This is a genomic window from Pseudarthrobacter sp. SSS035 (assembly GCF_023273875.1).
Classification (GTDB): Bacteria; Actinomycetota; Actinomycetes; order Actinomycetales; family Micrococcaceae; genus Arthrobacter.
On the sequence record NZ_CP096882.1, the window covers coordinates 1,528,008 to 1,553,308 of the forward strand.

The window sequence follows — 25,301 nt, forward strand, 5'->3', positions numbered from 1 at the left end:
GCAACAGGTGCGTCGGGCTGCACGGCAGATACCGGCGAGCAGCAGCTGTGGGTGAAGAACTACCTCAAGCGGCCCATTGAGATGACCTTCAGCCAAGGCACTCTCAACTGGAGGAGCGGAACAGACACGCTCAGCTTCAAGAGTGAATAGACCAATCAGTTTCCGAAGTCGTCTGCAACGACCGGCGTTGCCTGGGGTCTCGTTTGCGGAACCTTGAACGGGACGAATGCTGGAATTGGTCGGATTAGGGGACGGTGTCGGCTTTCAACGCTAGCCCCAGTGAAGCGCACACTTTTTCGTCCCCGGGGATGACGGCGGCGCGGCCGTCACTCAGAACACAGACGGTCAGTGGGTTCGGGATCGGGTAGGAGGAGCTGCCGTCACGGAGGCTTGGATGCGTTCTTCCGTCAGGGGCATCGGGGTCGAGCCCGTGGTGAGCCCAGACAGCCCGGCAGGCGGCCAACGCATCCTCGATAGGAATCGGGTTGCGTTGCGTCAATGGCTCGCCGACCCGTGTTCCTTCCCCCAGTACAACTGTGGTGCCGGGGAACTGGTTGCCGTGGAGTTCGGCGCGTGCAAAGCAATCAATTGAGCTTTTGTCCGTGACAGGCAGCTGCATGACGACGGCACCTCCGGTTGCCACCAGGGCGACGGCGACACCGGCAAGCAGGATCCGCTTGCCTTTGGTGTTCTGGAAGTGCCGGTTTTCCGGGGTTCCGTCCTGCGCGACGTTGGCCAGGAGAGCCTCGATGGCTGCGCTGCGTTCCGCGCTGAAGCGCTGTGAACGCGGAATCTCATTCATGGTGTTTCCTCTTCAGGCTTGAGTGAGGGCGGCGCCGGCAGGAACCCGGCTGGTGGGTTCATCAGCTGTGACAGTTTCTGTTTGGCGCGTGAGAGCCGGGACTTCACGGTGCCCGACGGAATGCCCAGCAGCTCGCTCACCTCGGCGGTACTCATGTCCTCCAGAACGCAGAGCGCAATAATTTCCTGGTCCCGCCGGCCCAGCGAACGGTAGGCCTGGCGCAGGAGTAGAGACCGCCGGTCCTGATCGACGGTGTCAGCCACGGAATCGCTGTGATCCGGCACCATCTGGCACTGCGGAAGTTTCCGCAGGAGGCGTTCATAGCGCAGTGTGGACCTGAGCTTGTTCCTTGCCACGTTCGTGGCCGTTATCAGCAGCCAACCAAGCATCGAATCGTTGACCATCCGGATTCTGGATCTGCACCGCCAGGCCTCAAGGAACACCATGGCTGTGACGTCTTCAGCCTCAAAAGGAGTTTTCACCAGCCGGAGACTGTGGACGAAGACCCGGTCCCGGTGCCGTAGGAAGAGGGAAGCAAAAGCGGTACCGTCACCATCCATGACGCGCAGCCAAAGCTCACCATCCCTGGATCCCTTCCCTGCGTCCCCCATACCTATAAGTGTCCGGCAACCCCCTGTCGGTTCCATCACGAATCACAGAAGTCGACAAATCACGGCCACCACTGTCTGCGATCCCACTTGCGGAACCTTCTACGGAACATTCTCAGCTCCGAACATGCCTTAAGACGCTATGGAACCCTGGGCATTGGTTCTGGAGAAGCACTTCGCATTCGTTCAGGGGTCCACTCGCGCTGCTCTACCTCTTTGGGCGTAGTGACCTGAGAATTTGTTGAGCGATCTTCTGGGAGGGCGCGCGGTTGAAGGGGCATCGGCGCAGGAGTGGCGTTGCGCATCTGTTCTTCGGTGAGCGGGACTGATCTTGTGCCGCAGCTTGATGCAGTCGCAGAACCAGAGGAACTGGCAATTGATTCTTGTGCATTCGTTGGGAGCCGGGCTGTCTCCCGACATTCGCTTCCGTCGGCTACGTTTGCACCCTCGCTAGCTTCGGGGGAAGGCCCTGCGGATGGCAGTGGTGGCTCCTGTCGATCTTCTCCCTGCCCACTATCGCCAGCACGTCCGCAGCCGGTGATGGAGAAGATAAGGACGCATGCAGCAGTAAACCCGCGGATCCCTCTCGAACGTCCCATTCCGTGATTGTCCCCATACGCGGATCACAAAAACAGGGGTTCAGGCGGAACCTCTGGTTTCAATCTGATCACCATTCAGTTGCTCTTGATGAAAAGGCTGGAGCTGGTGCTCGTCCGCTCCCTGCATAACCCTCTAGGGGTTCAGGGGTACACCTCGTCGCCCTTGCGTGGTCGTCGTGCAACGGGAGTGCTGATCGATACTCTGGCAACATGACCATCCAGACACGCGGCGCCACGCGCTCTCCTGCTGTCGCGGCTTGCGTCATCCTTCTGGGCTTGCTCGTCCTGTGGATAGCGCAGCCGGTCCTGCCTGGTTGGGGATGCGCGGCCAGTTTTCCGGCGATGTGCCCTCCGCATTTGCTGCCGGTTCGTGCATCGCTGATCAGCGCAGGCATCCTCGGCGTACTGCTCGCAACTGTCATCGTCGGGCTACTGCTTCGGCGGTCCCGGGCAAACGCCTGGCTGGGCGGAATGTCCCGAAGTGTCGTCTTCGCCGTGCCTGTAATCCTGGTCCTGACAGTCGTCGCGCACTTCCTGATACCGCAGCCCTGATTCAAGCTTGCTTGGCGCGGGTTGCTGTCGCGGACGTCGAAAAGCCATGGCTGCAAGCCGGTCCCGCTGAGGAACCTCCACTGGGACACACTCCAGCTGCTCGTCCTGTGCGACGGCCTCCCTCATGTTGAGAGCGTACAACTGTTGACACAGTTTGCCCCGGTGTTCCATTTCCTTGGAGACGGTCTTCCCGCGCCCGGCCTGCGATGAGAGCTGCCAAGTTCTCTCGAACTGCTCTCACTCGTCCTTCTCAGCCTCCGCATGACTCTTAAGTGAGGGGGCCGGCCCGCCGCCCGTCTTCTCCGGCACGTCGCTTCGGGCTTGACCATCCTGAACGAAAGTAATCCAAATTTGGCTCCCCCACTCAAGGACCGACCCTGCGGAAGGATCTTGGGAGGTCACCCAGAACAGCCCCGGCCACGTACGCGAACGGAGCCCCGGCCCGTCAGGGTCCCCGGCTGCGAGACCAAACCCAATGTTCGCCGCCATCTCTTGTGCAATATGCACAGGCTGCCCAACAAGATCGGGAACAGTCAGCGTCTGACGTTCAACCAATCTGCATCTCCTTTGAGCCTGAACAGCTAGAACGGTGAAACCAAACCTTCTTCCCGCCAGAATACCGCCGGTGGCTCAGCCGGGCTCTCACCGGACCCCGTCTAACATGGGTCCCAAATGAGACTGCGATTTACCGCCAAACTGGGCTCAAATCAGATTGACATTCTCAAGGGTTTGTTCCGCTTGAGGAACGCTTTGTGGGACAGTCGCGATGCATCTGAACAGTCCATCGACCGGCGTGCGTCTCGGTGGCAGTGAAGGGTCACCCGTTAGGGTGATCCTTTAGCGACTGAAGAATCACTCAGACAGCATCGGAGCAGGTACATGGAAGCAAATCTGGCTCCTGCCAGCTCCGCATCTTCTGCGGATTGGCTGGCCCGCGGCTTTCCGGGGCCTCCCCTTCTCGTGAGCACATTTGTGCCAGAGGCTTTTGCGGCAGTCGTTCGTGTTCTAAATCCCCTTGTCGGCGCCGCCGGACGGAAACTCTCTTGGGCCGCCGTTGCGCAGGAATTGGGCATTCCCCTGAACGGTGCCGCCGTTGGGGACCGTCTATGCCAGGACTACGCGGCCAAAACCGGTGAGCAGGTCAATGTCGATTTCGGGACACTCGATTACGAGGTGGCATCTGCCATGGCAGAGGTTCTTAGCCGGCACACGACCACGCCCGACAAATGTTTCTTCGCCGCCTGGGCAGGTTACTCCGACATCAGGGACGAGCTCGCCGGTGCCCCCGTGGTAATCCTTCCTCCCGAGCGGGAGATGTACCTCCTGGAAGGACCCGTAGAGGCTGCAACAGAGGCGTTCGACGAACAACGCTCCAGGCGCAGTTTGCGGTGGTGGCCGGCTGACCAAACCTGGTGCGTCGGAAATGATCTTTACGCTGATTCTGTCTACGTCGCTGGTTCCAAAGAATGCGTCTCGGCTCTCGTGGATGATCCCCGTCTGGAAACCCTCGTAGCCGACCGCTCCGACGTTCATCCCGGAATCTACGCATAAGCACTTCGAGATTGAAACCAAGCGGAGCCCATATGGGGATCCCCCAACGCGAAACCGAAACCGCCATTCCCAAGCAACAGTCACACTGTTTTGTGGCTTCGGCCAGCGCCGACCGCTGTTCCTAAGGTGAACGATTGAGCAACCTGAGAAGCGCCAGCATCGTTGCGAGTCCCGGATCGTAAGGCCGTCCGAAGATGAAACAATCTGCGTATGGATGCCACGCTTGAAGATGTACCGCCTCGGCTTCGAGCAATGCTTCGAATGCTGCTGACGAAATGTATCGATGACGAACGCGTACGCTCAGTCTGGCTCGAAGGCTCGGTAGCAAGGGGATTGGCAGATGACTGGAGCGACATCGACCTTCACCTAGCAGTAATGGAACCGGAGAACTTCGCTGCCATCGAATGGCTCGATTCCGAGGTGCACCTGGTCCTCTCAGATGCTATCCCTGAACTGACGGGAGCGTTTATCTGCCTTACTTCCGACTGGATCCACATCGACTTGAATGTTCACTCTTCGGAAAACGAACTCCCGTCCGATGGAGCGCGCCACATTCTACTTGACCGCGACGGTCTAATTCAGGACAGACCAAACGCACAACGCCCTCCCGATCAGCCGTTCTTTCCCGCCCAGGATGTCCAGATTTTTTTGTACTTCCTCGGCAAGACGGTCGCGTCGGTTCATCGCTCCGATCTCATCGCACTTTCGCAGGCTACAGCGATGATGCGTGATCGTCTGCTGGTCAATCTGGGACGGTCAATAAGCGGCTTGGCCAGCATTTGAGCGATGAACAAATGCAATGCCTGCACTCCGAATCCCATTCTCAGCTAGGAGCAGGGAGTTCCTGCTTTTGGGCTCAGCGAGCTCAGCCTTCGAGACGCACAGCAGAGCATGGCAAACGTCTATCTGAGCAGGGCGCGCAAGCTCGCCGAGGAGTGCGAAGCGGCTTGGCCGTTGGAGCTCGAACAGGCTACCAAACAGCTCCTGCACCGTGAATTGCAGATGGCCTGGTAACGCCTGATCCTCGCGGCTGATCAGACTCGAGGGGATCTGTCCCGCTAAGGGTTCCCAAACGGAACGGAGGCGACGCATCAGACGAGCGACAACGTCACCAACCGCTGCGCGTCGGCATATGTCCTTTCGGGCATCGTCGGGCATTGCCATTTCGGCCCCAGGCCTAGGATGCGATTTTTCTGGACCGCGCCAGATCAGACGGCGTGCGAGCCGCCCGAGCCGGCCTTCGCCATACTGGATCTATGCAGGCGACGACGGTGTTGGTCGAGGGCGAGAGTGACCGGATGGCGGTCGAGACACTGGCCCTTCGCCTTGGCCATGATCTGACAGCCGAGCGAGTGACGGTCGCGCCGATGGGAGGCGCGACCAGTATCGTCCACTTCCTTGACCGTTACGGCCCGGACGGCGCAGGCCACCGGTTGCTCGGCTTGTGTGATGCAGGGGAGTCTCGTGGCATCGCTCGAGCGCTCGCCCGGGCAGGCGTCGGGTCCGGTTCGCTGGCCGATCTTGGGTTCCACGTCTGTCACGCCGACCTGGAGGACGAACTCATCCGCTGCCTTGGGGTCGATGGCGTGCTCGACGTCATCGCGGCTCAGGGCGAGCTCGCGTCGTTCCGGATCCTCCAACGCCAGCCGTCACAGCGAGAGCGGCCGATAACGGCGCAGTTGCGCCGGTTCTTCGGGGGACGCAGCGGCAACAAGGTCCGATACGCAGGCCTACTCATCGACGCATTGCCAGCTGGGCAGGCACCCCCGCCGCTCGACCGCCTCGTTTCATCATTCTGATGTGACCACCACCCAAACAGGCCACAAACGCCTCCCGGGCGGCCGCCGTCGAACGCGTTCCCGAGGCACTTCGCGGCAACCCCTAATGAGGCACTTTGGGGCTTGTCCGTGCGGTTATTGCCGCTTCTTACCTCTATCATGGAGCTTGCGGGAAACTGAGTACTTTTGATCCTGCCGGCGGAGTGTAAAACCGGCATACCTGCGGGCGGCAGTCTGCACCTTTGAAGGGAACACCTATGGCTCGGAGCCCCGAAGAATCGCTCAAGGCGACTCTGGGCAGAGTGGCTCCAGGCACGCCGTTGCGCGATGGGCTGGAACGCATCCTCCGGGGGCGGACCGGTGCGCTGATCGTACTGGGCTCGGACCGGACCATCGAGTCCATCTGTTCCGGCGGGTTCGACATCGGCATCGATTTCTCCCCCACAAGGCTCCGCGAACTGGCCAAGATGGACGGCGCCATCATCTGCGACAAGGACGCCGGGAACATTCTGCGCGCCGCGGTCCAGTTGGTCCCGGACTCAAGCATCGAAACCCAGGAATCCGGCACGCGGCACCGCACGGCGGAGCGTGTGGCCATCCAGACCGGCGTTCCCGTGATTTCCGTCAGCCAGTCCATGCAGATCATCGCCCTCTATGTGAACGGGCTCCGGCACGTGCTGGAGGGATCCGAGAAGGTCCTGGCCCGCGCCAACCAGGCCCTCGCCACGCTGGAACGGTACCGTTCGCGGCTGGACCAGGTGACCAGTTCCCTGTCCGCCCTGGAGATCGAGGCCATGGTGACCGTCCGTGACGTCGCGGTCACCCTGCAGCGCCAGGAAATGGTCCGCCGGATCTCCGAGGAAATCTCGCAGTATGTCCTGGAACTTGGCGAGGACGGGCGCCTGCTGTCCCTCCAGCTCGATGAGCTCACGGTGGGCCGCGGCCCCGGCAGCGACGTCATCATCCGCGACTACGCCGGACCGGACGCGTCCCCCGAGGACATCGAACGGGCCGTCAGTGCGCTGGTGAATCTCGGCCCCACAGAGCTGATCGACCTGGGCAAGATCTCCGGGATCGTCGGTTTCGCCGGCGGCGAGGCCAACCTCGACGCCGTGGTGCAGCCCCGCGGCTACCGCCTGCTGTCCGGCCTCAAGGCAGTCCCCAAGGCTGTTGCCGACCGCCTGGTGGACCACTTCGGCGGCCTGCAGTTCCTGATGGCGGCCACCATCGACGACCTCATGACCGTCGACGGCATCGGCGACCAGCGCGCCCGGACGGTCCGCGAAGGCCTGAGCCGCATGGCCGAAGCCAGCCTGCTGGACCGCTTCCTCTAATCCCCACCGGAGTGGGCCCAGGATAGGGCGGATCAGCTGAGCTGGAACACTGCCTTGGGGCTGGCCCTCGAGCCGAGCTTGGCCGTGAAAATGTAGTACGCCCCGCCTGCTCCGGGCTTGGCCTCGATGGGGCTGCAGCCTTCCAGCGTGCGGTTCCGGGCCCACGGGAAGTTCGCCGTTTCGCTGGCACCGGCGGCAATCGTCTTCACCAGGTCTTCGCTTTCGGCCTGGCAGTCCTTGGACGAGAAGATCCTGTCCGCGCCGCTGGTCACCAGAAACTCCATCTGGGACGTCCCGATGTTCACCTCGCAGGGCATGGTTCCGCCGTTGGTCACCTTCAGGGTGAGCAGCGGGTTCTCCTCGGGGCCGTAGGCGGCTTTGTCGGTCGACGCGGACACCGTCACCAGGTTTTGGTTGCAGGAAGGCGTGGGTGTGGGAGTGGGTTCGCTGCCTGCAGGTTCCGACGGTGAGGCACCGGAGGCGGGGGCCGTTTCAGTTGCACCGTCGGTGGAGGATGCCTGCTCGGTGCCGCTGAAGGCGCCTGCCACGGCAAAGCCACCGAACGTGAGCGCCACCGCCATCAGCAGGGCTGTTCCCACAAACAGCCGACGGCGGCGGTACACGGCTGCGCTCGGCTGCCGGGTAGCGCCGGACCCGCCCCGGGAACCGGATGCGGATGCCGTCTTGCGCGGTGATGAATTGCCTTGCCTGCCCATCCTTCTAGGCTAGAGAACCCGCCGGATTCTGCCGTCCCACCACGCCGGTCCCCCGGCCAACGCTAGGTCACAGTTTTTCCGCGGCATCTTCGCGCGGCCTCCCGCGAATCCACTACAGTGTTGGGATCGACGCTACAACCCTTTCCCCAGCCATGCCCGCGGACGGCGCCCCCGTTACGGCCCAGTTCGGCACGGATGACCTCCGCCCCGACCAGCTCGCGGCCCTGCACCGCAGGATCACCGGCTGGTTCGCCGAGACGGCGAGGGACTTGCCCTGGCGCGAACGCCACTGCTCACCGTGGGGAGTCCTGGTCAGCGAGGTCATGCTGCAGCAGACCCCAGTGGTGCGGGTGCTGCCTGTCTGGCGGGAATGGCTCGGGCACTGGCCCACCCCCGCCGCCCTCGCCGGCGAGCCTGCAGGGGAAGCCGTCCGCTCCTGGGGAAGGCTCGGCTACCCCCGCCGGGCACTCCGCCTGCACGCAGCCGCCGCTGCCATCGTCCGCGACCACGGCGGCAAGGTCCCCGACAATTACACGGAGCTGTTGGCCCTGCCCGGGGTGGGCAGCTACACGGCCGCGGCCGTTGCCGCCTTTGCCTTCGAACGCCGGGAGACTGTGGTGGACACGAACATCCGGCGTGTGCACGCGCGCCTGGTCTCCGGCGTCGCGCTCCCCTCACCATCGCTGAACGCTGCGGAGATGCGGCTCGCGGCGGAACTGCTGCCGGACGACGTCGGGACCTCCGTGCACTGGAATGCTGCGGTGATGGAACTGGGGGCGCTGGTCTGCACGGCGCGGGCGCCCAAGTGCGCGGACTGCCCGGTGCGGGACTCCTGTGCGTGGCTGGCAGCCGGTGCGCCGCCGCCGTCGTACGTTCCCAAAGGTCAGGCGTGGCACGGAACTGACCGGCAGGTCCGGGGTGCCGTGATGGCTGTGCTCCGGCTTGCGGACGCACCGGTGCCGGCGGAAATGTTCCAGCGGGAGCCTGCTGACCTGGGCTTCGCGGCGGACGGAATCGGCGTGCCCCTGTCCGCACTGCACCGCCTGAACTCCGCGCCGGAACAGCTCGAACGTGCCATTGCCGGCCTCCTTGGCGACGGGCTGGCCGAGCTGCACCAGGGCGGCTACCGGCTGCCTGCCTGAGCCGCCTTTAGGGTGGCCCGCGCCCGATGGCATACTTTCTGGTGACTCAAACCGGGGGAAATTCATGAGAATCGTGCTGTACGTCATCTGGGCACTGTTTGTTGCGGGCGTCATTTTTGCGCTGGTCCATTCGCTGCGGAAAGCCAAGCGGCAGGAAAAACTGATCGCCGGCTGGCCAAAGGTCCAGGCGACCGTCACCGGCAACGTGGCGGGCTGGACACATGGCGGAGGCGGCTCAACGCGGAGCCGCCGCTTCTACCCCACGTACCAGTTCGCCGACCCCAACGGGACCCTGTTTGCCGGCGAATCCGAGGTTTCGTACGCCAACCGGCAGGCACCGGGATCGCCCCTGGCAGTGGCCTACAACCCGGCGAATCCCAACCAGTCATTCCAGGTGGCCTCCGAATCGAAAATGGTGATCGGGTGCCTCATGCCGGTCTTCGTATTTTTCGCCCTACTGCTGTTCTGGGTCGCCGGCGCTTTCCCGCTGGGCTGAGCCGTGGACTCCCTGAAAATGCTGTTCATCGTCCTGCCCGGGCTTTTCCTTGCCGCGGGCCTGATCCTGATGGGGCTGTCCCTGGCCGCGTCCTTCCGCCGCAAACGTTCCATGGCGGGGTGGCAGGAGGCTTCGGCCACCGTCACGGGAAACCTGCACGGCACGGACGGACCCGCGAGCAACGGCCGGAACCGGTTTGCGCCGTCGTACGAATTCGCGGACGCCGGGGGAAAACGCTGGCTGGGGCAGGCCGATATCTACAGCCAGGACCAGGCGATCATCGGCACGCACATACCCGTGGTCTACAACCCGGCCAATCCCGCCGAATCCACGCTGCCGGTCTTCGCTGTTGCCAAAGGCCGGCTGGCCACAGGTCTCATTATGGTGATCTTTGGGGCCACAGCCATAACAATGTTTGCATCACTTTCCTGGTAGCAATGCGGGCTTCCGGCTCCGGATTTACCCTGAAGTATGGGCAAGTCCGGGGTACTTCTGGCACTGATGACGACGGCGGTTCTCACCTCCGGCTGCTACTACTACTACCCCGTCCCGCCGCCGTGCCCTGCCATCGCCCAGGCCACTGCCGTCTCGGTGACAGTGGCGCGGGAGTACGTGGCGCAGGTGGGGTCGTTGCGCCTGAAGGCCTGCCAGGACGGCGTCTGTAAGGAAGCCGCCGTCGAGCTTTTTCCCGGCACTGCCTCGATTGACCAAGGCTGCGCACCGGACGGGGTCTGCTCTGCCACGGCGTCCCCGGACGGGACCATGATCGGGATGCTGATGCTGGAGTCCCTCACGGAGGCCCCGATGGCGCTGACCGCCACGGGTACTTCTGCTGGCGGATCCGCCCTCCCTGTGCGCACCTTGGATTTCCGGCCCCGCGGCGCCTACCCCTACGGGGAGCATTGCGGGAGGTTCGTCACGGCGTCGGTGATTCTCGACGCCGAGGGACTGCGACAAGCCGTTTGACCGCCCTCGCTGGCGACAAATAAGCCCCGTCAAGCCCCGCCCTTGACTTCCACTCAGGACACTTCTACGGTCTGTATTACCAGCATCGGCAACGTTGGATTTAGCACAGGTTCCCCGCCGGGAAGGGGTAAGGATGCCACTTTCAGATAGGGAGCGGAAACAGCTCGAGGAGCTGGAGTCGGGCCTGGCGGCAGACGACCCCAGGCTCGCTGAGGAACTCTCGACCGGCTCGGTGGGCCTCAGGTTTGGGCGCCGTATCTACCTCGGTGCCATTGCATGCCTGCTCGGGCTGGTGTTGCTTATTGTCGGGGTCAGCACGCAGATCATCGCGGTCGGCGTCGGCGGTTTCCTGCTGATGGGAGCCGGCACGTACCTGCTCGTGGACAAGCGGTCCTTTAGCTTGGGCCGCAGCAGCCAGGTCAAATAGGCAACTCAGGCCACGGCCTACGGCTCGCCGAAGCCTGCCTGCACCAAGCCGCCGACGTAGTTCAGGGCGCGCTCGGCGTCGGGCCCCCAAGCCTCGATATGGAGCAGGGATCCCTTGCCTGCCGCCAGGGTCATTAGGGACGTCATTGACGCGCCATCCACCCCGTTGACCGTGACCTCGGCGTTGAGGGACGCCAGACCGCCCGCGATCTTGGCGGCCGGACGGGCGTGCATGCCGGCCTCATTCACCAGTTCGAAGTCGCCGGTGAAGTCCGGTCCTGAACCGGTGACGGACCCTTCAGCCACGGTGCTTTCGGCGAGCACCCGCGAAGCAGCCGCCACCTCCGGTCCCAATCCGTAGACCGCTTCGGCGGCACGTTTGACTGCCTTCACGTCGGCGCCGCCCTGTGCGGCCACGGCGGCAGCCACGAGGCCTTCCACCAGGGGCGCGTCCGCCAGGAGCACGCCGGCCGGCTCCTCCACGAGCTCCAGGGCCGATTCCGCCGTCATCACTGCCGATCCCAGGTCCGTCAGGACCACCACGCCATCGCCGCCGGCCGCCTTGTCCAGGGCAGACATGACTTTCTCCAGGCTCGTTCCGATCCTGCCGTCGGCGGTGCCCCCGGCGGCGAGGATTACGACGTCGGGCGCCATCTGGGCGGCAAGCTCCACGGCGCCGTCGGCAATTTTTTCGCTATGGGACACCACCACCAGGCGAACCGTCATGCTGCGGCCCCAACAGCAGCCCGGAGAATGAGGGCGCTGGAGGCGGCCCCGGGATCGCGGTGGCCCGCGCTCCGCTCCCCCAGGTAGCTGGCGCGGCCTTTGCGGGCCACCAGCGGATCGGTGGCCACGGCTCCGGCCTCAGCCGCCTCGGCTGCGGCGATCAGCACGCCAAGGACGTTGTCTGTGCCGTCCGCCGCGGCGGCCTGCGCCGCCTCCGCGGCTGGGGTCCAGGCATCCACCATGGTCTTGTCGCCGGACTCAGCCTTGCCCCGGGCCACGATCCCGTCGCGTGCAGCCACAAGTGCGTCGGCGAGGCGCCCCGGATCGATCTCGGCGGCATCGCCCAAAGCGGTGGAGGCCCGCAGGAACGCGGTTCCGTACAAGGGCCCCGCGGCGCCGCCCACCTTGGACATCAGGGTCATGGCAGTCAGCTTCAAGGCCGCGCCGGGCGTCTCAGGCTGCGCTTCAGCCAGTTTCTCCAGCACCGCCTGGAAGCCGCGGTCCATGTTCTCGCCGTGGTCCGAGTCCCCGATCGCACGGTCGAGTTCGATGAGCCACACCCGGTTTTCCGCCATGGCCTGGGCGCAGAGAGTCAGCCATCTGACGGCCCATTTCACGTCCAGCACCACGGTTACACGCCCCAACGCAGGGCTGCGGTGTGCACCGGAGCGTCCCACAGCTGCGTCAGTTCATCGTCGAGCCGGAGCACCGAGATGGAGCAGCCCTGCATTTCCAGGGACGTGATGTAGTTCCCTACCAGCGAGCGTTCGACGGCGGCTCCACGTTCTGCGATCACCTGGGCAGCGCGGCGGTAGACGATGTACAGCTCGCTCAGGGGGGTCCCGCCCATGCCGTTGACGAACAGCAATACTTTCTCGCCGCCGGTGATGCCCAGGTCGCTGAGGACCGGGTCCAGCAGGCGGTCCGTGATGCCGTCAGCGTTCTCCATCGGGATTTTGTGCCGGCCGGGCTCGCCATGGATGCCGATGCCGATCTCGATCTCATCATCCGCCAGGTCGAAACTGGGCGTTCCCGCATGCGGTACTGTGCACGCGGACAGCGCAACCCCCATGGTGCGGACGTTGCTGTTGACGCGGTCACCGATCGCGGCCACGGCATCGAGGCTATCGCCCCGCTCAGCCGCGGCGCCGGCGATTTTCTCCACCAGAACGGTGCCGCCCACTCCGCGGCGGCCTGCGGTATACAGGGAGTCCTCCACCGCGACGTCGTCATTGACCAGGACGGTGCGGATGTCCACACCTTCGGCCTGCGCCAGTTCCGCTGCGGTCTCAAAGTTCAGGACGTCGCCGGTGTAGTTCTTCACGATATGGACGACCCCGGCGCCCGAGTTAACGGCGAGCGTCGCCGGAAGTATCTGGTCCGGCGTCGGCGAGGTGAACACCGCCCCCGGCACGGCGGCGTCGAGCATTCCCAGCCCGACAAACCCGGCGTGGAGCGGCTCGTGGCCGCTACCCCCGCCGGAGACGAGTCCGACCTTCCCTGCCACCGGCGCGTCTTTGCGCGTGACGTACTTCGGATCGGCAGTGACGGTGACGAGTCCCGCGTGGGCCAGACCGAATCCTTCGACGGATTCGTCAACCACGGAACGGGGATCATTGATGAGCTTTTTCATGGCAGAACTCCTGGGGTGTGGGTGCTTCCTGGAGGATGCACTTTGACCCTACTACCGCCGCCTGAAGTCCGGTAGCCTGCGACGATGCGGCGGAAGCGGTAAGGGACAGCCCCCAATGACTGTCCCTTACGGCAGGCCCCACACTGCAACCCTGACAGTTTATCCATCAATTCGACATAAAGCTATTTATGTCACAGGGCGCCTTGTTGCCGGGGTTGCCCGCGGCAGGGTGATTGGGGGTGCCTAGAGGGTCTTGATCATGCGGGTATTGCCCAGGGTGTTGGGCTTGACCCGCGCCAGGTCCAGGAACTCGGCAACGCCTTCGTCATGGGAACGCAGCAGCTCGGAGTAGACCACCGGGTCCACGGCCGTCTGGTCGGCCATGACCTCGAAGCCGTGACGCTTGAAAAAATCCACCTCGAACGTGAGGCAGAAGACCCGGGCAACGCCCAGTTCCCGGGCCTCGTCCAGCAGGCTTTCCACCAGCACGTGCCCTACGCCCTTGCCGCGCCACGCGTCCGATGCGGCCAGCGTGCGGACTTCGGCGAGATCCTCCCACATAACGTGCAGGGCGCCGCAGCCGATGACTTCGCCGTCGTCGGCTTCTGCGATCCGGAACTCCTGGAGGCTTTCGTAATAGGCAACGGTCTCTTTCGCCATCAGGATCCGCTGCACAGCCAACGGCGCCACAAGGCGCTTGATGGCGGCCACGTCACTGGTACGTGCAGAACGGATATGGAAGGAGTCAGTCACAGGGTCCATCCTACGATGGCAGCCCCGCTGGTTTGGGCGCTCCCGTGCCGGCGCACGAGGCTTCGAGCATCAGGCATTTGTGTAGGCGCCGTCAAAGCGACGAAGGAGCAGGCGCCGGCAAATGTCTGATGCTCGACGCCGGACTCACCACCGGGACGGAGGGTAAAGCGAGGCTCAGCCTTGCTTGGCGGCCCAGTCGGCGACGCGCTGGGTGCTTTCCTCTTCGGAGAGGTCCTCCACGCGAGTCATGATGGACCAGCGCACACCGTAGGGGTCCCGGATGCTGGCGAATCGGTCTCCTGAGACAAATGTGGACAGCGGCTCCCGAACGGTAGCCCCCATCCGCTCGGCGCGCGCAATAAGAGCGTCCGCATCGGCGCAGTAGAAACCGATGGAGTAGCAATCATCGTCGCCGTTCGGCGCCGGAACGAGGTGGTAGTCCGGGTTGGGCTCGCCAATCTGGAGTCGCCCCTGACCGAAGTCAAGTTCGGCGTGGACGACGATTCCGCCGATCTCGGTGACATTTACTGTTCGCGCGCCGAAGACGTCCTGGTAGAAGGTGATCGCCTCCTTGGCAGAAGGGATCGCAAGGAACGGCGTGAGGCTCGTGAAGCCGTGCGGGATACCGGATTTCGTGTGTTTGCCATCGGCGGCGTTGGTCAGTTCGGGGCTTGTAGTATCAGTCATAGATCTCACGGTACGCACAGGTCGGCTCAGCGGCTTGGAGAATTGCGACAGCCTGGATAAGGAGTGTCCTCCCATGGTGGGTTCGTTCAAGGGAATCCTCTACCCGGCCCGGCTCCCCACATTTCACCGTGTGCCCGCGCCTGAGTCCGTCACGAACCTGGTGCAGTGGTTCTGGATCCCCGAGTGGGACATTGAGCCAGGGCACACGTCCCGCCAGCACGTGATCGCGTTCCCGACGTCCAACCTTGTGGTCCAAAAGGATCTCGTTGAGTTCGCAGGCCCGACAACCCGTCGATCGCATCGCGATCTCACGGGCCGGGGCTGGGCGGTTGGCGCCCTCCTGCGTCCCGCGCTGGTTCCACGTTTCACCGATGATCCGGGGAGCCTGCGGGATTCCCAGCTGCCACTACCGCTCGCGGATCTGCATGCCTCAGTGGCGGAGGCGATGAGGGGAACTGATCCACGGGAACGTCGACAACGCGCGGTGGAGGCTTTCACTGGCTGGCTGGTAACGCAGAGTCCAGGGGTGTCCGAGGAAGGCATCCTTGCCAACGCGATGATGGACATGATCGGAACATGCGCCGACCTAACCCGCATGGAAGACGTCGCCGCGCGTCTGTTTGTTTCGCCGAGAACCCTTCAACGGGTAGCGCGGAAGTACATCGGGCTGAGCCCGTCCGCGCTCATCCGGAGGCGCCGGTGCGCTTCCGTTGGCCGGGTCGCTCCCGTACCGGCGCCATTTGCCGCTTGCTGCTCCTTCGTCGCTCTGACGCAAGCTACACAAATGACCCCGGCACGCTCGCTTCGCGAAAAGGCGCACCAACGCACGAGGCGGCGAGCATCAGACATTTGTGTAGGCGCCGTCAGAGCGAGGTACGAGCAGGCGCCGGCAAATGCCTGATGCTCGCCGCCGGACTCAACCACGACTCCAGTTAAGAGCGAAGGCCCCGCCGCTCCTTTTGGGAGTGGCGGGGCCTTGGCTGACGCGACGTGCTTAGACGCTGGGGGCGATCTCCGGGATGCGCGGCTTGGCGTTGCCGGCGAACGTGAACTTGGCGTCGTCGCCTTCGCCATCCACGTCCACTACAACGATGTCACCGGCGTGGAGCTCGCCGAACAGGATCTTCTCGGAGAGCTGGTCCTCGATCTCGCGCTGGATGGTGCGGCGCAGCGGCCGGGCACCCATGGCGGGATCGTAGCCGCGGGTCGCCAGGAGCACCTTGGCCGCGGTGGTCAGCTCGATGCCCATGTCCTTGTCCTTGAGGCGCTTCTCCAGGCGCCCAACGAACATGTCCACGATCTCGATGATCTCGTCCTGGGTGAGCTGCGGGAACACCACAACGTCATCCACACGGTTCAGGAACTCCGGACGGAAGTGCTGCTTAAGCTCTTCAGTCACACGGGCGCGCATCCGGTTGTAGCCGGTCTGCGTGTCTGTGCCGGACTGGAAGCCGGTGGCAACGCTCTTGGAGATGTCCCGGGTGCCCAGGTTTGTGGTCATGATGATCACGGTGTTCTTGAAGTCCACCACGCGGCCCTGGGAGTCGGTCAGGCGGCCGTCTTCCAGGATCTGCAGGAGTGAGTTGAAGAGGTCAGCGTGCGCCTTCTCCACTTCGTCGAACAGGACCACGGAGAACGGACGACGGCGGACCTTCTCGGTGAGCTGGCCACCCTCTTCGTAGCCGACATACCCCGGAGGGGCACCGAAGAGCCGTGAAACAGTGTGCTTCTCCGAGTACTCGGACATGTCCAGCGTGATGAGGGCGTCCTCGTCACCGAACAGGAATTCGGCCAGGGCCTTGGCGAGCTCGGTCTTGCCGACGCCGGTGGGGCCGGCGAAGATGAACGAGCCGCCCGGACGCTTGGGGTCCTTCAGGCCTGCACGGGTACGGCGGATTGCCTGGGACAGGGACCTGATGGCCTCGTTCTGGCCCACCACACGCTTGTGTAGTTCGTCTTCCATCTTCAGCAGGCGCGTGGACTCTTCCTCGGTCAGCTTGAAGACAGGGATGCCGGTGGAGTTGGCCAATACCTCGGCGATGAGATCCTCATCCACCTCGGAAATGTCATCCATGCCGCCGGACTTCCAGTGGCGTTCCTTCTCGGAGCGCTCAGTAATGAGCTTCTGCTCCTTGTCCCGGAGCGAAGCGGCGCCTTCGAAGTCCTGCGCGTCGATGGCGGATTCCTTCTCCATCTTCAGCTTGGCGATCCGCTCATCCATGGCCTTCAGCTCCGGCGGAGCGGTCATCCGGCGGATACGCAGCCGGGCACCGGCCTCATCGATCAGGTCGATGGCCTTGTCCGGCAGGAAGCGGTCCGAGATATAGCGCTCGGCGAGGTTCGCGGCCGACGTGAGGGCGCCGTCGGTGATGGTGACGCGGTGGTGCGCCTCGTAGCGGTCACGCAGGCCCTTGAGGATCTCGATCGCGTGCGCGACGGAGGGCTCCTTGACCTGGATCGGCTGGAAACGGCGCTCGAGCGCGGCGTCCTTCTCGATGTGCTTGCGGTACTCATCAAGGGTGGTGGCACCGATGGTCTGCAGTTCACCGCGGGCCAGCATGGGCTTCAGGATGGACGCAGCATCAATAGCGCCTTCAGCCGCGCCGGCACCCACAAGCGTGTGGATCTCGTCGATGAAGAGGATGATGTCGCCGCGGGTGCGGATTTCCTTGAGGACCTTCTTCAGGCGCTCTTCGAAGTCACCGCGGTACCGGGAGCCGGCCACCAGGGAACCGAGGTCCAAGGTGTACAGCTGCTTGTCCTTGATGGTTTCCGGGACGTCGCCGCGGACAATCGCCTGGGCGAGGCCTTCGACAACGGCGGTCTTGCCGACGCCGGGCTCACCGATCAGGACTGGGTTGTTCTTGGTGCGGCGCGAAAGGACCTGCATAACGCGTTCCATTTCGGACTCGCGTCCGATCACCGGGTCCAGCTTGTTCTCGCGCGCAGCCTGGGTGAGGTTGCGGCCGAACTGGTCCAGGACCACGGAACCCGCAGGAGTGCCTTCGGGCTGGCCCGGACCGACGCCGGCGCCGGTGGTTTCCTTGCCCTGGTAGCCCGAGAGGAGCTGAATAACCTGCTGGCGGACGCGGTTGAGGTCTGCGCCCAGCTTGACCAGCACCTGGGCGGCAACACCTTCACCCTCGCGGATGAGGCCCAGCAGGATGTGCTCCGTGCCGATGTAGTTGTGGCCCAGCTGCAGGGCTTCGCGCAGCGAGAGTTCCAGCACCTTCTTGGCGCGCGGGGTGAAGGGGATGTGGCCGGACGGGGCCTGCTGGCCCTGGCCGATGATCTCCTGTACCTGCTCGCGCACGCCGTCGAGCGAAATGCTCAAGGACTCAAGAGCTTTGGCGGCAACGCCTTCACCTTCGTGGATCAGACCCAAGAGGATGTGTTCGGTACCAATGTAATTGTGGTTCAGCATGCGTGCCTCTTCTTGGGCAAGCACAACTACGCGACGGGCACGGTCCGTAAATCGCTCAAACATTTTCGCCACACTCCTAGCTACGACGTACTTTGATGCTACGTGGCAGACCCAGTCTTGGGGAGCGTGTTCGCCACAGGGGAAACATGACGCGTGCAAACTGCGGCATCGAGCCTGCGGTAGAGGCGCAGGTTGAACGGTCAGGGGCCGCCCGGCGCCTCCAAAGGCGGGGCTGCCGGCTGCCGCCGTCGGTATTCCTGGGGGCTTACGCCGTACCGTTTCTTGAAAGCAGTGCTGAAACTGAAAGGGCTTGCGTAGCCCACCTGGCGCGCAATGGCGGAGAGGGTGAACCGCTGATCGCTCATCAGGTCAGCGGCCTTCGCAAGGCGCCACTGGTTCAGGTAAGCCATGGGCGGTTTGCCGACGCGGTCATGGAAGCGGCGCGCCAGTGACGCCCGGGATACTCCGACACTCCCCGCGAGGGATTCCACAGTCCAGGACTTGGCCGGCGAGCTGTGGATGAGGCGGATGGCCTGCTGGACGGCCGGGTCCCGCTCCGCTGTAAGCCAACTGTGCTCGGCGTTGGAATCCTGGGCGGTCCAAGTCCGGACGGCACGGATGAGCAGGAGGTCCAGAAGCCGGTCAAGGACGCTGGCCTGGGCTACGCCGTCGGTCCCGATCTCCTGCATCAGTAAGGTGACAATCGGATTATCGGTCGCCTCGACGAGCAGATGCGGCGGCAGCGAAGCCAGCAAAATGTCCCCCACTTCGCCGCTACTTCGATAAGTGCCCACCAGCATGGCATCCCTGCCGTCGGCACTGTTGCCCCAGGTCCGCAATCCGGTGCGGAGGCTCTGGGCAAGTTCCTCGCCGTTGGATCCCGAGCAGGTCTGGTCCACCCCGATGAAATATTGGGGCTTTTCGTGCGGATTGTCGGCGAGGACATACGCGGAAGGATCCCGGATCAGCAGAACGGTTCCAGGCTCCAGCAGTAGCGGCTCGCTCCCGCTTTGTCGGAAGTACGCCGAGCCGCCCAGCATGGCGACTATCGTGAGTGGCGCGTCGTCCTCCACCCTGATGGACCACGGCGGAGACATCTTTACCTGCAGCAAGAACGCGTTCCGCGCTCGGGGCCCATCGAGAAAATCAGCCAATGGATCCATACGGAAATCCTAGAGCATGGGACATGCATTTTGCTGTTCAAATAATGAAAAGTCTTCCTATACTCCCGTCAACTGACGCCTGAAACTTCGCGTGCAACCGGCTCCGCTGCGACGGCCCATACCCCTGTCGCCGCGGCTTCACGTGCGAATTCACGGAAGTCCCTGGGTTCGCGGCCCAAGGCCCGCTGGACACCGTCAGCCAAGGTGGCGTTGCGCCCGTCGAGAATCAGAGTGAAGAGGTCAACAAACTCCCGCGGCAACCCTTCCTTGGCCAGGATGGCTTCATACTCGGCCGCCGTCACCGGGCTATAGACCACGTCACGGCCGGTTGCGGCGCTGATCTCCCGGGCAACCTCATGGAATCCCAAGAGCCTGGGCCCGGAGAGTTCGTAAACCTGGCCGTCGTGGCCGGGTTGGGTCAGGGCTGCTACGGCGACGTCCGCAATATCCTCGGCGTCGACGAAAGGCTCCACCGCATCTCCTGCAGGGATGGAGATGGCACCCTCCAACACTGGGCCCAGGAAGAAGCTTTCGTTGAAGTTCTGGTTGAGCCAGTTGCATCGCACGACGGTCCAGGCCGCGCCTGACGTGCGGACCGATTCCTCACTGGCTACAGCCCCGTCCTCACCGCGGCCGGACAGCAGGACGATTTTCTCGACGCCGCGGGCCACGGCTGCCGCAGCGAACTCGGCAATCAACTCGGACACGCCGGGGAACGCAAGATCCGGGTAATACGTGACGTAGGCCTTGGTGATTCCGTCGAGGGCCGCATCCCAGGTGCCGGCGTCTTCCCAGTCAAAAGCCGGGCTCCCGGAGCGTGATCCGATGCGGACGGGAATGCCGAGATCCGTCAGCCGCTCCGCTACCCGTCGCCCCGTCTTGCCCGTGCCGCCGATGACCAGGATAGTGCCGTTGTCCGTCAAGTTCGATGCCATGGTGGGCTTGTGGTTTTCCATGGTCCTATCGAACCAAGGACGTTGGCCGCCCGACATACGCGCTCCACTCAACTTCATTCGTTCCCGTATCGGTCTGCCCGGCTGGCGGACACACAGGCGGTTTTGAATCCCACACTGAAGGTAGCGTCAGGAATGAGGGGTTTTTTCTCGTTTCCAAACAACCACCGATACGGGCGCCCGCCCCGGAACAGGACCAGAGCCATGGAAGTCATCACCCTGCTCATGACCGCAGCGACCGTAGCCCTCGCCGGGATCGGGGGGCTCTACTACTCCTACGCCTGCTCGGTGATGCCGGGGCTGCGCGCCACCGATGACGCGACATTTGTCAGCGCCATGTCCCGGATCAACACGGCCATCCAGAATCCGGTGTTCGCGCTGAGCTTTGTCGGCGCCTTCCTGGCATTGGCCGGCTCGGCAGGCTTTTCATGGGCCAACGGTCTTGCCAGCGCACTCCCCCTCTCTGTGTCCCTGGCCTGCTACACAGCGACGCTGGTCATCACATTCGCCGCGAACATCCCCTTGAACAATGGCCTCGACCAGGCAAGCTCAGGAGACGCCGCCGCCGGCAGAAGGGCATTCGAGCGCCGATGGACCCGGTGGAACATCCACCGCACCTGGCTGTCGCTGGCGGCGCTGATCGCGCTCAGCGTTGCCTGGGCAGCGTTGGGTCAGCCGTGAGTCTTGCTGTCGGGGGGCACCCTATTTCCGGACGTCGAACAGCGCCGTGTGAGTTGTCCCGTCATTCAATCCCAGGGTGAATTGCCGGCACGTTCCTGCCCAGGCTTTCTGGGTTTTCCACACGTACGTGTACGTATCGGAGCCGGCCGCATAGCTCAGCGAACTGCTTCCCGCCGCGACAGTCTGCTCCACTTCGTCCGGCGCGGTGCCGCCGGGGCACGCAATGACGGACGACGACGGCGCTCCCGCCGCCAGGATATCCAGCCCCCGGTTCCCGCCGACCCCGAACTTGATGGGCACGGCAGCGCCGGCCTTCATGGCGTTCAGAGTGCCGCCGTTATCCACCGGCTGCAGGAAGCCACGGAACCGCCACCCTGGCTGGCCTACGGCAAATGGTGAGAAGGAAGTGGTCAACCCGCACACCTTCCCGTGACTGCTGCTACTGGTGATGTCTACCCAGACGCCGTCCACGTAGTGGTACAGATGCTGACTCGCCGCCTCCGCTGGCATCATGTTCCCGACGTCAAAGACGACGCAGACTTCCACGCCGAGCTCCCGATCGAACCCAGCCGTGGTCGCAATGTCGTAGTACAGCGGCGGGTCAGTCAGCGAGGAAAACCCGCCGTCGAGGAGCAGGTCATCCAACTCAAGCTTGGCGACTGTTGTTATGCCGGCCGTCACCACATCACCGAACGTCAGCGTGAGGCCTCCCCCGCCCGCACTGTCCACGTATGCCGCCACACTGCCTTGCCCAAACACAGTGAGGCTTGGATCCACCGGCCCCACAGCATTGCTCATCAGGGCTGTGTTCGTACAACCGATGCCCACGATGTCCAGCCGCGTGCTCACGGATTTGCCCCCCCGCATCCAGCGGCACCACAAACGTTGAGCCAAAGGCGCCCGGAACCGTTTCAGTGCCAATGAACCACGTGTACCGTTGCAGGCAGTCCTCTCCATCAGGACCGTCCTCAACGTAATCCGGTACGGCCGTCAGGGTAGCGCCCAGTGCAGGCTGACCCGTGAGCGTCAGAACACGTCCCTGGTCCACAGCAACCGGTTCAACCCGGAAAATTGCGTAGGCGAGGTTGAAGTTATTGGCGCCGGTTAGGTTGATGGGCTCAGCCTCGGCCCGGTTAGGCGTTTCGGGCCACCAGCGCTCCACTCCCTCGTGTTGGAAGCGAACTTTGTAGGCTCCAGGGGCCACGTCCGGGAAGGTGTAGTAGCCGTTTTCGTCTGTTGAGACCTCAGCGACGGGGACGGCCTCTGGATCCGTCGCTGCCGCGTCGTAGAGTTCCACCGCCACGCCCTCCAACAGGGATCCCTCCCGCGCTGAAAAGTCATCTCCTACTGCACCGGAGATCGAGGACTCCGATCGGTGCAGCACCGTCCAACTCTCGGAGTTCCAGCTGGACGTGCCTGTGACGGAGTCCACCACTATTTCATCAGCCGTCGCGAGCGTGCCCCTCTCCTGGTAGCCGAGCAGTTCCGCTAACGCATTCCCATCGCTGCCTGAAGATGCTGTGTACCAACTTTCCAGGAACCCGGCGGCCGTGGCCCTGATCTTGTAACGCCCGTCCGCGAGATTTATCGACTTATTCGCCACACCAGAACTTGCCGTTTGCGTGTACGTGCGAAAAAGCGCGCCGTTGCCCGCGTTGAACACCTCAAATGTGACGTCGGTGTCGATTTCGGGCTCCGGGCTGGCGTTGATAATGGCCAGGACATCCGGCGAATCCAGGATGACGCTCAGGTGCACGTCATCATTTGCAAACGCCGGAGCGCCGAGGGGCGCAGCCAGCAGCAGAATCAGAGTCGCCAACACTGCCGTAAATCGCCGAGACCCGCTAATTACAGACATTCCAGGCTCCCGCCACGCAAAGATTCAAGTGGGCGAATTCGAGCGGGCGTCCCAGACCGAAGGCTCAAACCGAATCGCCGGCTCATCCCAAGGAAATTGCGCGACGATTAGCCCAACGGTACGCCCGGAGGCTGTTAGTCAGCAAGGGTTTTGCGCATACCCAAGCCCGTCTTGCGCATTCACAATTGGCATCAAAAAACCCTGCCCCCACCCGAAGGTGAAGACAGGGCCTAATACCAAGCCGGAGAGGCGCAGGTCAGGAATTTGCCTTTTGGTAGGCTTCCTGGATTTCAGCCTGAATTCGGCCTCGGCTGTTAACCGTGTAGCCGTTATCCCGCGCCCATTGACGGATCTGCGCGGAGTCGTTGGTACGGGGGCCTACCACCGCTTTGGTGCGGGTGGCTCTGCCGGCCGAGGTCTTGCGCCCGGCGGCAACAAAGCGCTCCAGGGCAGAACGGAGCTCGGCCGCGTTGGCCGAGGACAGATCGATTTCGTAGCTGACCCCATCGAGGCCAAAACGGACGTTCTCGTCCGCAGATCCCCCATCCAGATCATCGACGAGGATGATGTTTACTTTCTGTGCCATTAAATATGTCTTCCTCTTGGAAAGGTTCGGTTGTCAGAAAATGAGGATGTTCCTATTAAAAGTATGAACCTCTTAATGGCAACGCGTCAAAGCGTCGGATGGTTCCTGTGGAAATCCGCAGGAACCCGCAGAAAGCTCTTTCGAGCTATTTGTCCGTTTCCGGGTTCTGTTCGTTCAATGGCGCTGCGGAACGCGATTCCGCCTCGGCCTGGGCCCGCGCTTCGGCCTTACGCTCGGACTTATCGGCATTGAAGATGGATTTCATGGCAAACCAGAAAAGCAGGCCGACCACGAGCGAGGGCAGGAGTACGGCTACATATTCCATGATTAGTGGCCTTCGGGCTTCAGAAGCGGGAAAAGGATGGTTTCGCGGATTCCGGCGCCGGTGAACAACATCACCAGCCGGTCAATACCCAAGCCGATGCCGCCCATGGGCGGCGCGCCGTATTCGAGGGCCCGCAGGAAGTCCTCGTCCAGCTGCATGGCCTCGACATCGCCCGCGGCAGCGTGCCGCGACTGTTCAGTCAGCCGCTCGCGCTGGATGACGGGGTCGATCAGCTCGGAGAAGGCCGTGCCGCGTTCCATGCCGCCGATGATGAGGTCCCAGGCTTCGATCAGCCGGCCGTCCTCCCGGTGCGGGCGGGCCAGCGGCTGGGCAGACGGCGGGTAGTCGTACACAAACGTGGGGTTCAGGAGCGTGGGTTCCACAATTTCGCCGAACAGTTCCACTGCCAGTTTCTCGGCGTCCCACTTCGGGTCCACCTTGACCTCGTGCTTTTGGGCGATTTCGCGCAGCACCTCAAGCGAAGTGTCCGGCGTGACTTCCTGGCCAACGGCGTCGGACAGTCCGGGGTAAACCGAAACCCAGGCCCAGTCGACGTCGAGGTTGATCTCTCCGGCTTCAGTCTGGATGGTTCGGCCCATACCCACGGCGTCAGCGGCGTCGAGGATGATCTCCTTGATGCGCTCAGCCATGACGAACTGGTCCGCCCAGGCCTCGTAGCACTCAAGGGTGGTGAATTCGGGGCTGTGGGTGGAGTCCACGCCCTCATTGCGGAAGACGCGGCCCATGTCGTAGACGCGGTCGATCCCGCCCACAACGGCACGCTTGAGGTAAAGCTCGGTGGCAATGCGCAGGGTCATCTTCTGGTCGAACGCGTTCATGTGCGTCTCGAACGGGCGGGCCAGGGCGCCGCCGTGGACCAGCTGCAGGATGGGGGTTTCCACTTCGACGTAGCTGTGGCGGTGCAGGCTCTCGCGGATGGAACGGGTAATCGCGGCGCGCGTGTAGACCATTTCCCGGGCTTCGTCGCGCACCATCAGGTCCACGTAGCGCTGGCGGACGCGGGTTTCCTCGCTCAGTTCCGCGTGCAGCACCGGCAACGGACGGAGTGCTTTGGAGGCCATGGACCAGGACTCGGCCATCACGGACAGCTCGCCGCGGCGGGAGGAAATCACTTCGCCCTTGATGAACACGTGGTCGCCGAGGTCCACCAGCGCCTTCCAGTCCGCGAGAGCTTCCTCGCCCACGTTGGCCAGGCTGAGCATCGCCTGGAGCCGGGTGCCCTTGCCGTCAACGCCACCTTCCTGGAGCGTGGCGAAGCAGAGCTTGCCGGTATTGCGCACAAAAACCACGCGGCCGGTGACGCCTACAACGTCGCCCGTGGTGTCGTCAGCCTCAAGGTGCGCGTACTTTTCACGGATCTCCGTGAGGGAATGCGTGCGTTCCACACCCACCGGATATGCCTCGGTGCCGCGCTCGATCAGCTTTGCACGCTTGTCCATGCGGATGCGCATCTGCTCGCTGGCGTCGAGCGGCTCTGGGGCATTTTTTGGGGTGGGGGTGTTTTGGGAAGTCACAATCCCC

31 protein-coding genes are annotated in these 25,301 nt (G+C 63.4%); 13 read left to right on the forward strand and 18 right to left on the reverse strand.

Annotated elements, in window-relative coordinates; all coding sequences use genetic code 11:
• Positions 1–244 precede the first annotated feature (244 nt).
• Both MUN23_RS06940 and MUN23_RS06945 read right to left on the reverse strand, forming a co-directional pair.
• On the reverse strand, positions 245–802 hold the full coding sequence (locus MUN23_RS06940; protein ID WP_248763141.1) for a hypothetical protein: 558 nt from the start codon (positions 800–802) through the stop codon (positions 245–247).
• Positions 799–1,413 carry an RNA polymerase sigma factor gene (locus tag MUN23_RS06945; RefSeq protein ID WP_256468705.1) on the reverse strand — a complete coding sequence of 205 codons (615 nt, stop codon included), beginning with the start codon at positions 1,411–1,413 and terminating at the stop codon, positions 799–801. Before MUN23_RS06945 ends, MUN23_RS06940 begins: the two co-directional genes overlap by 4 nt.
• An 8-nt stretch (positions 1,414–1,421) precedes the next feature.
• Here MUN23_RS06945 and MUN23_RS23600 point away from each other — a divergent pair, with 8 nt between their 5' ends.
• The gene (locus MUN23_RS23600; RefSeq protein WP_371875985.1) at positions 1,422–1,655 is read left to right on the forward strand and encodes a hypothetical protein; all 234 of its coding nucleotides are present in this window, start codon (positions 1,422–1,424) and stop codon (positions 1,653–1,655) included.
• Positions 1,656–2,219: 564 nt separating this feature from the next.
• The gene (locus MUN23_RS06950) at positions 2,220–2,561 is read left to right on the forward strand and encodes a hypothetical protein (protein ID WP_248763143.1); all 342 of its coding nucleotides are present in this window, start codon (positions 2,220–2,222) and stop codon (positions 2,559–2,561) included.
• Positions 2,562–2,798: 237 nt separating this feature from the next.
• Here the strand turns inward: MUN23_RS06950 and MUN23_RS06955 are convergent, their stop codons facing one another.
• A complete protein-coding gene (locus MUN23_RS06955; protein ID WP_256468706.1) occupies positions 2,799–3,116 on the reverse strand; it encodes a PASTA domain-containing protein in 318 nt (105 codons plus the stop codon).
• A 510-nt stretch (positions 3,117–3,626) separates the two neighbouring features.
• Between MUN23_RS06955 and MUN23_RS06960 the strand changes: the two genes are divergently transcribed.
• The 5 genes from MUN23_RS06960 (at position 3,627) to disA (ending at position 7,224) form a co-directional block, all read left to right on the forward strand.
• On the forward strand, positions 3,627–4,112 hold the full coding sequence (locus MUN23_RS06960) for a hypothetical protein (RefSeq protein WP_248763144.1): 486 nt from the start codon (positions 3,627–3,629) through the stop codon (positions 4,110–4,112).
• A 210-nt stretch (positions 4,113–4,322) separates the two neighbouring features.
• Positions 4,323–4,895 (forward strand): aminoglycoside 6-adenylyltransferase, encoded by a 573-nt coding sequence (locus tag MUN23_RS06965; RefSeq protein ID WP_248763145.1) that lies wholly within the window; start codon positions 4,323–4,325, stop codon positions 4,893–4,895.
• Positions 4,896–5,003: 108 nt separating this feature from the next.
• Entirely contained in the window at positions 5,004–5,126 is a 123-nt protein-coding gene (locus tag MUN23_RS23455; protein WP_256468707.1) for a hypothetical protein, read from the forward strand.
• A gap of 242 nt (positions 5,127–5,368) precedes the next feature.
• Complete coding sequence (locus tag MUN23_RS06970) at positions 5,369–5,911, forward strand: TOPRIM nucleotidyl transferase/hydrolase domain-containing protein (RefSeq protein ID WP_248763146.1); 543 nt, start codon at positions 5,369–5,371, stop codon at positions 5,909–5,911.
• 236 nt (positions 5,912–6,147) lie between these two features.
• Positions 6,148–7,224, forward strand: a complete 1,077-nt coding sequence (gene disA / locus MUN23_RS06975) for a DNA integrity scanning diadenylate cyclase DisA (RefSeq protein ID WP_248763147.1) — start codon at positions 6,148–6,150, stop codon at positions 7,222–7,224.
• A gap of 32 nt (positions 7,225–7,256) precedes the next feature.
• Here the strand turns inward: disA and MUN23_RS06980 are convergent, their stop codons facing one another.
• Positions 7,257–7,940 carry a hypothetical protein gene (locus tag MUN23_RS06980; RefSeq protein ID WP_248763148.1) on the reverse strand — a complete coding sequence of 228 codons (684 nt, stop codon included), beginning with the start codon at positions 7,938–7,940 and terminating at the stop codon, positions 7,257–7,259.
• A 152-nt stretch (positions 7,941–8,092) separates the two neighbouring features.
• Here MUN23_RS06980 and MUN23_RS06985 point away from each other — a divergent pair, with 152 nt between their 5' ends.
• The 3 genes from MUN23_RS06985 to MUN23_RS06995 all read left to right on the forward strand — a co-directional run bounded on the left by MUN23_RS06985 (position 8,093) and on the right by MUN23_RS06995 (position 10,013).
• Positions 8,093–9,082 carry an A/G-specific adenine glycosylase gene (locus MUN23_RS06985; RefSeq protein WP_248763149.1) on the forward strand — a complete coding sequence of 330 codons (990 nt, stop codon included), beginning with the start codon at positions 8,093–8,095 and terminating at the stop codon, positions 9,080–9,082.
• Between the two features lie 64 nt (positions 9,083–9,146).
• A complete protein-coding gene (locus MUN23_RS06990; RefSeq protein ID WP_248763150.1) occupies positions 9,147–9,578 on the forward strand; it encodes a DUF3592 domain-containing protein in 432 nt (143 codons plus the stop codon).
• Between the two features lie 3 nt (positions 9,579–9,581).
• On the forward strand, positions 9,582–10,013 hold the full coding sequence (locus MUN23_RS06995) for a DUF3592 domain-containing protein (RefSeq protein ID WP_248763151.1): 432 nt from the start codon (positions 9,582–9,584) through the stop codon (positions 10,011–10,013).
• A gap of 104 nt (positions 10,014–10,117) precedes the next feature.
• Here the strand turns inward: MUN23_RS06995 and MUN23_RS23605 are convergent, their stop codons facing one another.
• Entirely contained in the window at positions 10,118–10,342 is a 225-nt protein-coding gene (locus tag MUN23_RS23605) for a hypothetical protein (RefSeq protein WP_371876032.1), read from the reverse strand.
• Positions 10,343–10,677: 335 nt separating this feature from the next.
• On the opposite strand from MUN23_RS23605, the gene MUN23_RS07005 reads away from it, so the two are divergent.
• Positions 10,678–10,971: a DUF3040 domain-containing protein gene (locus tag MUN23_RS07005; RefSeq protein ID WP_248763153.1), complete on the forward strand. Its 294-nt coding sequence runs from the start codon at positions 10,678–10,680 to the stop codon at positions 10,969–10,971.
• A gap of 17 nt (positions 10,972–10,988) precedes the next feature.
• Here MUN23_RS07005 and dhaM read toward each other — a convergent pair whose 3' ends face one another.
• The 5 genes from dhaM to MUN23_RS07030 form a co-directional block, all read right to left on the reverse strand.
• The gene (gene dhaM, locus MUN23_RS07010) at positions 10,989–11,696 is read right to left on the reverse strand and encodes a dihydroxyacetone kinase phosphoryl donor subunit DhaM (protein WP_056347785.1); all 708 of its coding nucleotides are present in this window, start codon (positions 11,694–11,696) and stop codon (positions 10,989–10,991) included.
• Entirely contained in the window at positions 11,693–12,325 is a 633-nt protein-coding gene (gene dhaL / locus MUN23_RS07015) for a dihydroxyacetone kinase subunit DhaL (RefSeq protein ID WP_248763154.1), read from the reverse strand. The genes dhaM and dhaL overlap by 4 nt, the downstream gene beginning before the upstream one ends.
• Positions 12,326–12,327: 2 nt before the next feature.
• On the reverse strand, positions 12,328–13,329 hold the full coding sequence (gene dhaK, locus MUN23_RS07020) for a dihydroxyacetone kinase subunit DhaK (protein ID WP_056347780.1): 1,002 nt from the start codon (positions 13,327–13,329) through the stop codon (positions 12,328–12,330).
• A 243-nt stretch (positions 13,330–13,572) separates the two neighbouring features.
• Positions 13,573–14,082, reverse strand: a complete 510-nt coding sequence (locus MUN23_RS07025; protein ID WP_248763155.1) for an amino-acid N-acetyltransferase — start codon at positions 14,080–14,082, stop codon at positions 13,573–13,575.
• Between the two features lie 174 nt (positions 14,083–14,256).
• Positions 14,257–14,769, reverse strand: coding sequence for a glyoxalase/bleomycin resistance/extradiol dioxygenase family protein (locus MUN23_RS07030; protein WP_248763156.1), 513 nt, complete (start codon positions 14,767–14,769; stop codon positions 14,257–14,259).
• Positions 14,770–14,842: 73 nt separating this feature from the next.
• Here MUN23_RS07030 and MUN23_RS23610 point away from each other — a divergent pair, with 73 nt between their 5' ends.
• Entirely contained in the window at positions 14,843–15,670 is an 828-nt protein-coding gene (locus tag MUN23_RS23610) for a DUF6597 domain-containing transcriptional factor (RefSeq protein WP_371875986.1), read from the forward strand.
• Between the two features lie 93 nt (positions 15,671–15,763).
• On the opposite strand, the gene MUN23_RS07035 is transcribed toward MUN23_RS23610, so the two are convergent.
• The 3 genes from MUN23_RS07035 to MUN23_RS07045 all read right to left on the reverse strand — a co-directional run bounded on the left by MUN23_RS07035 (position 15,764) and on the right by MUN23_RS07045 (position 20,312).
• Positions 15,764–18,256, reverse strand: coding sequence for an ATP-dependent Clp protease ATP-binding subunit (locus MUN23_RS07035; protein WP_248763157.1), 2,493 nt, complete (start codon positions 18,254–18,256; stop codon positions 15,764–15,766).
• Positions 18,257–18,393: 137 nt separating this feature from the next.
• Positions 18,394–19,356: an AraC family transcriptional regulator gene (locus MUN23_RS07040; protein ID WP_248763158.1), complete on the reverse strand. Its 963-nt coding sequence runs from the start codon at positions 19,354–19,356 to the stop codon at positions 18,394–18,396.
• A gap of 68 nt (positions 19,357–19,424) precedes the next feature.
• The gene (locus tag MUN23_RS07045; RefSeq protein ID WP_248763159.1) at positions 19,425–20,312 is read right to left on the reverse strand and encodes an NmrA family transcriptional regulator; all 888 of its coding nucleotides are present in this window, start codon (positions 20,310–20,312) and stop codon (positions 19,425–19,427) included.
• A 201-nt stretch (positions 20,313–20,513) separates the two neighbouring features.
• On the opposite strand from MUN23_RS07045, the gene MUN23_RS07050 reads away from it, so the two are divergent.
• Positions 20,514–20,990, forward strand: coding sequence for a DUF1772 domain-containing protein (locus tag MUN23_RS07050; RefSeq protein ID WP_248763160.1), 477 nt, complete (start codon positions 20,514–20,516; stop codon positions 20,988–20,990).
• Positions 20,991–21,011: 21 nt separating this feature from the next.
• Here the strand turns inward: MUN23_RS07050 and MUN23_RS07055 are convergent, their stop codons facing one another.
• From MUN23_RS07055 to lysS, 5 genes are all read right to left on the reverse strand, one after another.
• Positions 21,012–21,731: a PxKF domain-containing protein gene (locus MUN23_RS07055; RefSeq protein ID WP_248763161.1), complete on the reverse strand. Its 720-nt coding sequence runs from the start codon at positions 21,729–21,731 to the stop codon at positions 21,012–21,014.
• Positions 21,676–22,809, reverse strand: a complete 1,134-nt coding sequence (locus MUN23_RS07060) for a carboxypeptidase-like regulatory domain-containing protein (RefSeq protein WP_248763162.1) — start codon at positions 22,807–22,809, stop codon at positions 21,676–21,678. The genes MUN23_RS07055 and MUN23_RS07060 overlap by 56 nt, the downstream gene beginning before the upstream one ends.
• 295 nt (positions 22,810–23,104) lie before the next feature.
• The gene (locus tag MUN23_RS07065; RefSeq protein WP_104060154.1) at positions 23,105–23,434 is read right to left on the reverse strand and encodes an Lsr2 family protein; all 330 of its coding nucleotides are present in this window, start codon (positions 23,432–23,434) and stop codon (positions 23,105–23,107) included.
• Positions 23,435–23,579: 145 nt separating this feature from the next.
• Positions 23,580–23,759, reverse strand: a complete 180-nt coding sequence (locus tag MUN23_RS07070) for a hypothetical protein (RefSeq protein WP_058930387.1) — start codon at positions 23,757–23,759, stop codon at positions 23,580–23,582.
• Positions 23,760–23,761: 2 nt separating this feature from the next.
• Entirely contained in the window at positions 23,762–25,294 is a 1,533-nt protein-coding gene (gene lysS, locus MUN23_RS07075; protein ID WP_248763163.1) for a lysine--tRNA ligase, read from the reverse strand.
• Between the last annotated feature and the right edge of the window lie 7 nt (positions 25,295–25,301).